This window comes from Actinospica durhamensis, from assembly GCF_018139695.1.
In the GTDB taxonomy this organism is placed as follows: domain Bacteria; phylum Actinomycetota; class Actinomycetes; order Streptomycetales; family Catenulisporaceae; genus Actinospica; species Actinospica durhamensis.
The window spans coordinates 1-8186 of record NZ_JAGSOG010000335.1; the positions used below are offsets into that span (position 1 = coordinate 1).

Annotated in this window: 8 protein-coding genes; 4 read left to right on the plus strand and 4 right to left on the minus strand. The window is 73.6% G+C overall.

Translation table 11 applies throughout. The features are described 5' to 3' along the window. Positions 1–201: 201 nt before the first annotated feature. Positions 202–885 carry a TetR/AcrR family transcriptional regulator gene (locus KDL01_RS36465; RefSeq protein WP_212533273.1) on the plus strand — a complete coding sequence of 228 codons (684 nt, stop codon included), beginning with the start codon at positions 202–204 and terminating at the stop codon, positions 883–885. Here the strand turns inward: KDL01_RS36465 and KDL01_RS36470 are convergent. Beyond that, positions 845–1489: a DsbA family protein gene (locus KDL01_RS36470; RefSeq protein WP_212533274.1), complete on the minus strand. Its 645-nt coding sequence runs from the start codon at positions 1487–1489 to the stop codon at positions 845–847. The genes KDL01_RS36465 and KDL01_RS36470 overlap by 41 nt on opposite strands. 144 nt (positions 1490–1633) lie before the next feature. On the opposite strand from KDL01_RS36470, the gene KDL01_RS36475 reads away from it, so the two are divergent. After that, on the plus strand, positions 1634–2146 hold the full coding sequence (locus KDL01_RS36475) for a hypothetical protein (protein WP_212533275.1): 513 nt from the start codon (positions 1634–1636) through the stop codon (positions 2144–2146). Between the two features lie 81 nt (positions 2147–2227). Here KDL01_RS36475 and KDL01_RS36480 read toward each other — a convergent pair whose 3' ends face one another. The 3 genes from KDL01_RS36480 to KDL01_RS45670 are packed head-to-tail and all read right to left on the minus strand — an operon-like array spanning position 2228 to position 5767. Beyond that, on the minus strand, positions 2228–3214 hold the full coding sequence (locus KDL01_RS36480) for an NADPH:quinone oxidoreductase family protein (protein ID WP_212533276.1): 987 nt from the start codon (positions 3212–3214) through the stop codon (positions 2228–2230). 40 nt (positions 3215–3254) lie between these two features. Further along, complete coding sequence (locus tag KDL01_RS36485; protein ID WP_212533277.1) at positions 3255–5093, minus strand: acyl-CoA dehydrogenase; 1839 nt, start codon at positions 5091–5093, stop codon at positions 3255–3257. After that, the gene (locus KDL01_RS45670) at positions 5090–5767 is read right to left on the minus strand and encodes an HAD family hydrolase (RefSeq protein WP_212533278.1); all 678 of its coding nucleotides are present in this window, start codon (positions 5765–5767) and stop codon (positions 5090–5092) included. The genes KDL01_RS36485 and KDL01_RS45670 overlap by 4 nt, the downstream gene beginning before the upstream one ends. A 124-nt stretch (positions 5768–5891) precedes the next feature. Between KDL01_RS45670 and KDL01_RS36495 the strand changes: the two genes are divergently transcribed. Both KDL01_RS36495 and KDL01_RS36500 read left to right on the plus strand, forming a co-directional pair. After that, the gene (locus tag KDL01_RS36495; RefSeq protein WP_307846761.1) at positions 5892–6542 is read left to right on the plus strand and encodes a TetR/AcrR family transcriptional regulator; all 651 of its coding nucleotides are present in this window, start codon (positions 5892–5894) and stop codon (positions 6540–6542) included. A gap of 22 nt (positions 6543–6564) precedes the next feature. Then, complete coding sequence (locus KDL01_RS36500) at positions 6565–7707, plus strand: alpha/beta fold hydrolase (protein ID WP_212533279.1); 1143 nt, start codon at positions 6565–6567, stop codon at positions 7705–7707. Positions 7708–8186 lie beyond the last annotated feature (479 nt).

Sequence of the window (8186 nt, forward strand, 5' to 3'; positions counted from 1 at the left end):
GCCCACGCCCGCCCCGACGACGATCGCCGTCCCGGCTCGTCCGGCGACCGGCGCGACCGGCGAGAGGTGCCGGGGGCGGGTGCCGTGGATCTCGCCGTCCGCCATGGGCCAGGTCCTCTCGCGTCCTTACGGGTACAGCCACGCCACTACAGGTGTAGTAGAACCACACTACACCTGTAGTGGCGTGGCTACCATGGACCTGTGACTGCGACACCGCGTTCCCGGGCCGAGGTCGTCGGCGACACGGCGATCGCGGTCCTGGCCGCGCAGGGCGCTCGGGGGCTGACCCACCGCGCGGTGGACCGGGCCGCCGACCTGCCGCCCGGTTCCACCTCCAACCACGCGCGTACCCGCGAGGCGCTGCTGACCTGCGCTTTGGCACGGATCACCGAGCTCGAGGCGGCGGACGCGGCGGCGCTGGCGGGCGGCCGCGCAGGCGGCTCCACGGGCGGTGGCGGCTCGGCGGCGGGGGCGGCGCTGGCGTTGGAGCAGTTCGCCCTCGACCCGGCCGCGTTCGCGGCGCCGATCGCGGCGATGCTGCATCACGGGCTGACGAGCGCCCGCGCCCGCCTGCTCGCGCGCTACGAACTCGCCCTCGAGGCCACGCGTCGGCCCGCTCTGCGCGCGCTCTACGACGAGGCGGCGCGGCCCTTCCGCGAGCCGGTCCAGGCGATGCTCGAGGCCGCCGGCTCGGCCGACCCGGCCCGGCATGCCAGGACCCTGATCGCCTGGTGCGAGGGAGTGCAGTTCGACGCGGTGGCCGGGGCGGGCACTACGGCCGTGCCGACGCGGGCGCAGCTGCAGTCAGGGCTCGAAGAACTGCTGCGCGGGATGCTCGGCGGGGTCAGGCACCGAGGCCCGCGGCCGCCGCGATCCCAGCGGTGAACTCGGCCGGCGAGACCGGCTTGTCGTCCGGGGTGAACAGTTCGACGAACTTCCCGTCCAGGAACACCGCGGGCGTACCCGCGTTGCCCTCGGCCTCGGCGGCGGCCCAGGTGGACTTGAGCGCGCCGAGCGAGGCCGCGCCCGACTCAAGCGCCCACGGCCGGAACCTGTCCGCGGCCAGGTCGGCGCGCAGGGCGTCGAGGTCGAGGCCGGGGGTCTCGGCGGCGATCTCGATCAACGTCTCCTGCTGTGCGAGGCCGGCGCTGCCGTTCTCCCGCCGGTACGCGAGGATCGCCGTGCGCAGCGCCAGGAACTGCGCCACGCCCTGCTGGGCGGCCGCGCCGAGGGCGGCGAGCGCGCTGGTCGACGGGCCCTGCGCGTCGCCGCGGTCGAGGAAGTTCGCCACCCGGTAGCGCAGCCGGTACACGCCCTGGTCGGCCAGCGCCATCATGGTGGGGCCGAGCTCGTGCTCCAGGTCGGCGCAGTAGGAGCAGCGCATGTCCTCGAACAGCTCGAGTACCGGCCCGGCGCCGTCGCCGTAGACCGTGGCGTGCGCGGGCGCGGTCGCCGGGACGGGCGCGGCGGCGGACTCGTCGGTGGTCATGCGGAGACTCTAGCGGCGGCGCACACCGGGCTGCGCGCGGCAGGGCAGGCCCGCCTCCCGGGCTCGGGCGGGCGGCGGCCTATAGTCGAAGACCACGCGGCCCGTGCGGCCGCGAGGTACCCATCGTGCTGAGAGGTCGAGTCCGTGAGCGAGTCCCCCACCACCGAAGCAGCACCCGAAGCAGCTCCCGCCGCCCCCGCTGCCGCGCCCGCCGACGAGGCCGCGCTCGCCGTGGACCGGATGCGCCGCTCCAGCCTCGGCGCGCTGGTGCTGCTGATGGCGCAGGCCATTCTGGGCATGTGGGCGGGCCTTTACGCGACCATCCCGGACGCCGACACCGGCCAGGGCCTGTTCGCGTCCTTCCGCAACGCGCTGGCCCACGGCCCGGTCTCGGTGGCCACGCACGCCGGGTTCGGCATGCTGGTGTTCCTGGACGCCTGCGTGATCGTGGTCTTCGCGCTGACCGTCCAGAACACGCTCGTGCGCGCCGCGTCGGTGCTCGGCTGGCTGTGCATCGCCGGGGCGGCGATGTCGGGGGCGTCGTTCGTCAACAACAGCAATGCGAACGGGGCCTCGATGACGATGGCGGTGCTGACCTTCGTCGCCGTGTCCTGCTACGCGGTGAACCTCTACGTGCTCGGCGGTCGGCGCGCCTGAGACGCGCCGACCACGGGCCATCCGCCCGTCACACCAGAGCGCTGTGGCCGGGGATCTCCCCGGCCACAGCGCTCTTTCGTCTCAGGGCAGCAGCACCGCGACGCGGCCGGTGGTGCCGCCCGCGCCGAGCGTCGTGAGCGCCTCGACCACCCCGTCCAGGCCGATCCGGTCGCTGATCAGTGGCTTGATCACGCCCTGGTCGGCGAGCCGGACCAACTCCTCGTGCGCCGCGGCGACCGAGGCCGGGTCGCGCACCTTGTACAGGCCCCAGTGCAGGCCGAGGATCGAGTAGTTCTTCACCAGCGCGTGGTTGAGCGGCGGCGCGGGGATGGTGCCGCCGGCGAAGCCGACCACGACGATCCGGCCCTCGAACGCGATGCACTTGGTCGAGCCCGCGTAGGCCGCGCCGCCGACCGGATCGAAGACCACGTCCACGCCCCGCCCGCCGGTGGCCTGCTTGACCACGCCGATGAAGTCCTCCGCCGTGCGGTCCACCACCAGGTCGGCGCCGAGTTCGCGGGCGGCCTGCGCCTTCTGCGCGCCGCCGACGACCCCGATCACCGTGGCCCCGGCCGCCTTCGCCACCTGCACGGCGGCGCTGCCGACCCCGCCCGCCGCCGCGTGCACGAGCACGGTCTCGCCCGGCTTGAGCCCGGCCCGCCGGTGCAGCGCGAACCACGCGGTCTGATACGCGATGTGGAACGCGGCGGCCTGCGCGTCGTCGAGCGAGTCCGGCGCGCCGAAGGCCTCGGCCGCGTTCATCAACGCGTACTCGGCGAGCGCGCCGGCGGGCAGCGCGGGGTTGCCGATGACGCGGGTGCCCACGCGGGCCTGGTCCACGCCGTCGCCCACCGCCGTGACCTCGCCGCACAGCTCGACGCCGGGGGTGAACGGCAGCTCGGGGCGGATCTGGTACTCGCCGCGGCACAGCATCACGTCCGGGAAGTTCAGCGCCACCGCGCGCACCCGCACGAGCAGCTGTCCCGGCCCCGGTTCGGGCGCGGGGATCTCACTGAGGCTGAGCGCCTTCTCCGGCTCACCGTGGGCGAGCACCTGCCAGGCCTTCATCGCGCCCGGTCTCCTCTCGGTAGTGATGGCTGCGCGCGGCTCAGAACGAGCCGTCGGCCACGTCCATCAGGGCATTGTCGGTGTGCTCGAGCACCGCCCGGCGGGTGGCGAGCTCGGGCAGCACGGTCGTGGTGAAGAACCGGGCCACGGCCGGCTTGCCGCGGTAGAACTCGGCGTCCGCGCCCTGGTCCGCACCCGCGTCCAGCGCCGTGAGCGCGACCGCGGCCTGACGGGTGAGCAGCCAGCCCACCAGCAGGTCGCCGACGCTCATCAGCAGCCTGGTGGTGTTCTGGCCGACCAGGTAGACCTGCTCCGGGTTCTCCCGGGCCTCGCGGCTCCAGGTGGTGAGCGTACCGACCATGGCGCGCACGTCGGCGAGCGCCGCGGCGAGGTGTCCGCGCTCGGTCTTGAGCCGGTCCTCGCCCTCGATCGAGGCCAGGAAGTCGTCGATCTCGCCGCTCAGCGTGGTCCAGGCGACGTGCCGGTCCCGGACGATCTTGCGGAAGAAGAAGTCCTGGCCCTGGATGCCGGTGGTGCCCTCGTACAGCGTGTCGATCTTGGTGTCGCGGATGTACTGCTCGATCGGGTAGTCCTGCAGGAAGCCGGAGCCGCCGAAGATCTGCAGCGCGGTGGCCAGCTGCGCGTAGGAGCGCTCCGAGCCGAAGCCCTTGACCACCGGGAGCAGCAGGTCATTGACACTGTGGGCCAGTTCCGCCCGCTCGTCCTGGCCGTCGAGCTCGGCGAGCGTGGCCCGGTCGAGCCAGGCCGCGGTGTAGATGTACAGGGCGCGCAGTCCCTCGGAGTACGCCTTGAGGCCCATCAGCATGGCGCGCACGTCGGGGTGGCGGTCGATGGTCACGCGCGGGGCGGCCTTGTCGGCCGCGCGGGTCAGGTCGGCGCCCTGCACCCGGGTCCTGGCGTAGTCCAGGGCATTGAGATAGCCGCTGGACAGGGCCGAGATCGCCTTGACGCCGACCTGCATCCGGGCGAACTCGATCACCTTGAACATCTGCGCGATGCCGTCGTGCACCTCGCCGAGCAGTACGCCGACGGCGGGCCGGTCCTGGCCGAACGTCAGCTCGCAGGTGGTGGAGACCTTCAGGCCCATCTTCTTCTCGACGTTGGTGGCGTAGACGCCGTTGCGCTCGCCGAGCGTGCCGGTGGCCGCGTCGAAGTGGTACTTGGGCACCAGGAACAGCGAAAGGCCCTTGGTGCCGGGTCCCGCGCCTTCGGGCCGGGCGAGGACGAAGTGGACGATGTTCTCCTCGAGGTCGTGCTCGCCCGAGGTGATGAAGCGCTTGACTCCGGTCAGGTGCCAGGTGCCGTCCGGCTGCAGCACCGCCCGGGTGACGCCCGCTCCGACGTCCGAGCCCGCGTCCGGCTCGGTCAGCACCATGCTCGCGCCCCAGCCCCGCTCGACCATGAGCTCCGCGGTGCGCTGCTGCTCGGCCGTGCCGATCTGGTGCAGCAGCCCGGCGAAGGCGGGGCCGCCGCCGAACATGAACACCGCAGCCTGCGCGCCCTGCACGAGCTCGACCAGGGACCACCACAGCGCGCGCGGGGCCGGGCTGCCGCCGAGCTCGGCCGGGATGTCCAGGCGCCAGTACTCGGCGTCCATGTAGGCGCGGTAGGAGCGGCGGAAGGCCTCGGGCATCGCGACCGCGCGGGCGGCCGGGTCGTAGACCGGCGGGGTGCGGTCGGCCGCGGCGTAGGACTCGGCGATCGGGCCGACGGCGAGCCGCTCCACCTCGGTCAGCAGGTCGAGCGCGCCGGCCGGGTCGTGATCGGCGAACGGGCCGCGGCCCAGGGCCTCGGCCGTGTCGAAGACCTCGAACAGGTTGAAGCGCAGGTCGCGCAGATTGCTGCGGTAGTGGCTCATGACGCCCTTTCCTGGTGTTGGCCCGGTCGCGTACCGAGCAGCGCGGTCAGCCGGTCGACGGTGGCCGGCGCCGAGGTGTGGTGGATCACCGTCATACCCAACGCCTCGGCCGGGCGCAGGTTCCCACGCAGGTCGTCGACGAAGACGCAGCGCTCGGGCGGGACGCCGATCGCGTCGGCGCCCAGCCGGTAGATCTCCGGCCGGGGCTTGCGCACGCCGACCTCCCCGGAGATCACGACGCCGTCGAACAGCTGCGCGATCAGCTCGCGCGGGTAGCCGCCGGGGCCCCAGGAGTTGGACACCAGCCCGGTGGCCACGCCCGCGGCCTTGGCCGTGCGCACGGCCTCGACCATCAGCGGCTCCACCCGGACCTGGGCCATCAGCCGGGTGATCAGGCCTTCCGGATCGACCTTCGCACCGAGTAGGGCGGCGAGGCCCTGCTCGAACTCGGCCGGCGCCAGGGCGCCGGTCTCGAGGCCGCCGAGCAGCTCGCGGGCGGCCGGGTCGTGGCGGAACACGGCGGCCACCGCGTCCGGCGCGAGGCCCTGGGCCTCGGCGAAGGTCGCGAAGGAGGCGAAGACGTCGGTGGTCATCACCCCGCCCCAGTCGACGAGCAGGCCCGCGTACGCGGGGCCCGCCTGCGGCGAATCGTCATCGGGCACTGCGTGCGGCACTGCGGACTCCCTTGGCTAAGCGCTCGCTTAGTATCGCCAGCCCCGCGCATCGGCGTCAAGGCACGGCGCCCGACCCGCCACCGCCGGAGTGGCCCGGTACGAACGATCGTGCTGTAATGGACCCGTGGGCAAGGGCGAGCAGACGCGGATGGCGGTGCTGGCGCAGGCGGCCGAGGTGGCCGCGCGCCAGGGCCTCGGCGCGCTCACCATCGGCGATCTGGCCGCGCGCACCCACCTGTCCAAGTCCGGGCTGTTCGCGCACTTCCAGTCCAAGGAAGTGCTGCAGCTCGACGTGCTCGCGTACGCCAGGGACCGCTTCGTGGACGAGGTGATCCGCCCGGCCACCCGCGCCCCGCGCGGCGAGGCCCGGGTGCGCGCGCTGTTCGAGCACTGGGCCGTGGTCGGCCGGCAGGGCCACGCCGAGTGCCTGTTCGTCTCGGCCGCGGCGGAGTTCGACGACCAGCCGGGTCCGGTGCGCGACCAGCTCGTACGCGACCACCGCGACTTCATCGACTCGATCGCGCAGATGTTCCGCACCGGGATTGCCGAGGGCGAGTTCCGGCCGGACGCCGACCCCGAGCAGTTCGCCTTCGAGCTGCACGGCATCATGCTCGGCTACTTCCACGCACACCGGCTCCTGCAGGACCCGCGGGCCGGCGAGCGCACCAGGCGCGCCTTCGAGACGGTACTGGCCGACTACCGGATCGCCCCGCCGCCGGCCGAGCCCGACTCCGCCGAGTCCCCGGCCCCCGCCGTAGCGGCAGCCCGCAGCTAAGCCCCCGGCAAGGAGAGAAACCGTGACTGCGTCGACTGAAAAAAGCACGATCGTTCGTTCTACCGAAGGTGCCGCCGCGCCGGCCGAGACTCCGGCCCGGGCTGGCGCTTCCGCCGCCTCCGGCACCGCCGCCGCGTCCGCCGCGCAGGCCCGGATGACGATCCGCCCGGTGTTCGGCGCGCTCGAACGCGTGGCGCCGGGGTTCGGGGCCCGCTGGGCCTGGCGGCTGTGGTGCACCCCGACGCGGCCGAACCCGGAGGTGGTGGCCAAGTCGCGGGCGGCGGGTCTGGGCGAGGTGATGCGGCTGCCGGCGCTGCTGCCGGACTGGACCGGGCCGCGCCCGGCCGGCCCGGACGGGAAGCCCAAGCCCCCGCTGCGGGCCGAGTTCACGGTGGAGCTGCTCGGTCCGGCCGACGGTCCGGTCGTCTACCTGCTGCACGGGTGGAGCGGCTGGCGCGGCCAGTTCGCGCCGATCGGCCACGCGCTGGCCGCGGCCGGGTACCGCGCGGTGCTGATCGACGCGTTCAACCACGGCGACTCGGGCCCCGGCACGCTCGGCCCCGGCCTGGCCGTGCCGCCGGACTTCTCGCTCGCGCTCGCCGCGGCGGCCGAGCGGTTCGGCCCGGCCCGCGCCGTGATCGGGCACTCGCTCGGCGGCGGCTGCACCGCGCTGGCGGTGCTCGAGGGGCTCAAGGCCGAGCGGGCCGTGTTCGTCTCCCCGGCCGCCGACCCGATCGCCTTCACCCGGCAGATGGCCCGGATGCTCGGCTTCGGCGAGCGCATCAGGACCCGCATGGTCGAGCACGGCCGGGTGCGCACCGGCCTGGACGCGGCCGAGTTCGTGGCGCCGCCGCTCGCGGCCCGGCGCACCGACCTGCCGCCCGCGCTGATCGTGCACGACCGCGACGACCCGACCGTGCCGGTGACCGCCGGGCGCTCGCTGGCCGGGGCGTGGCGCGACTCCCGGATGCTGGAGACCGTGGGCCTCGGACACAACCGGCTGCTGCGGGACGCGTCGGTGATCGAAGCCGTGGTCGCGTTCGTCGCGGGCGCGGACGCCAAGCCGGACACCACGGTTGACGCCGTGTCAGGAAGTGCCGCGAATGGATGCGCGAGCGGCGACGAGACGGCGAACGCGCAGGCCTGCGCGCACGTCGGGAGCTGAGCAGACCGGGCGAGAACCGGCGCGGCGGGTTGCGGAACCAGAACCCTGGTTCCGGAACCCGTTCAGGGTGTTGACGTCCTTCCGCGCGGTTCCCATAATCCCGGGAAAGTGCTCTCCCACCGAGCGGGCGCTCGAACGGGCCCGGGACCGTAAACGTTTCCGGATCATGCCGCGGAATGCCTGCTCAGAGTAGATCGGAACGACGGTGTTTCGAACCCGATGTACGAACCGGACCGCCCACGTCCGGACCACCACGCCACGCGTCGGCTCCTCCCGGGTGCGCCGCGTCGCGGCGTGGGTCGCGGCGCCTGCGATGGCGATCGCCTTGAGCGCCGCGGTCGGGGCCTCCCCCGCCTCGGCCACCACCGTGCCGGGGCCGCCCTCGGGCTGGTCCACGGTCTTTAGCGACGGCTTCTCCGGGGCGTCCGGCAGCGGCATCGACTCGCAGTGGATGTATGACACCGGGGCCGGTTCGAGCT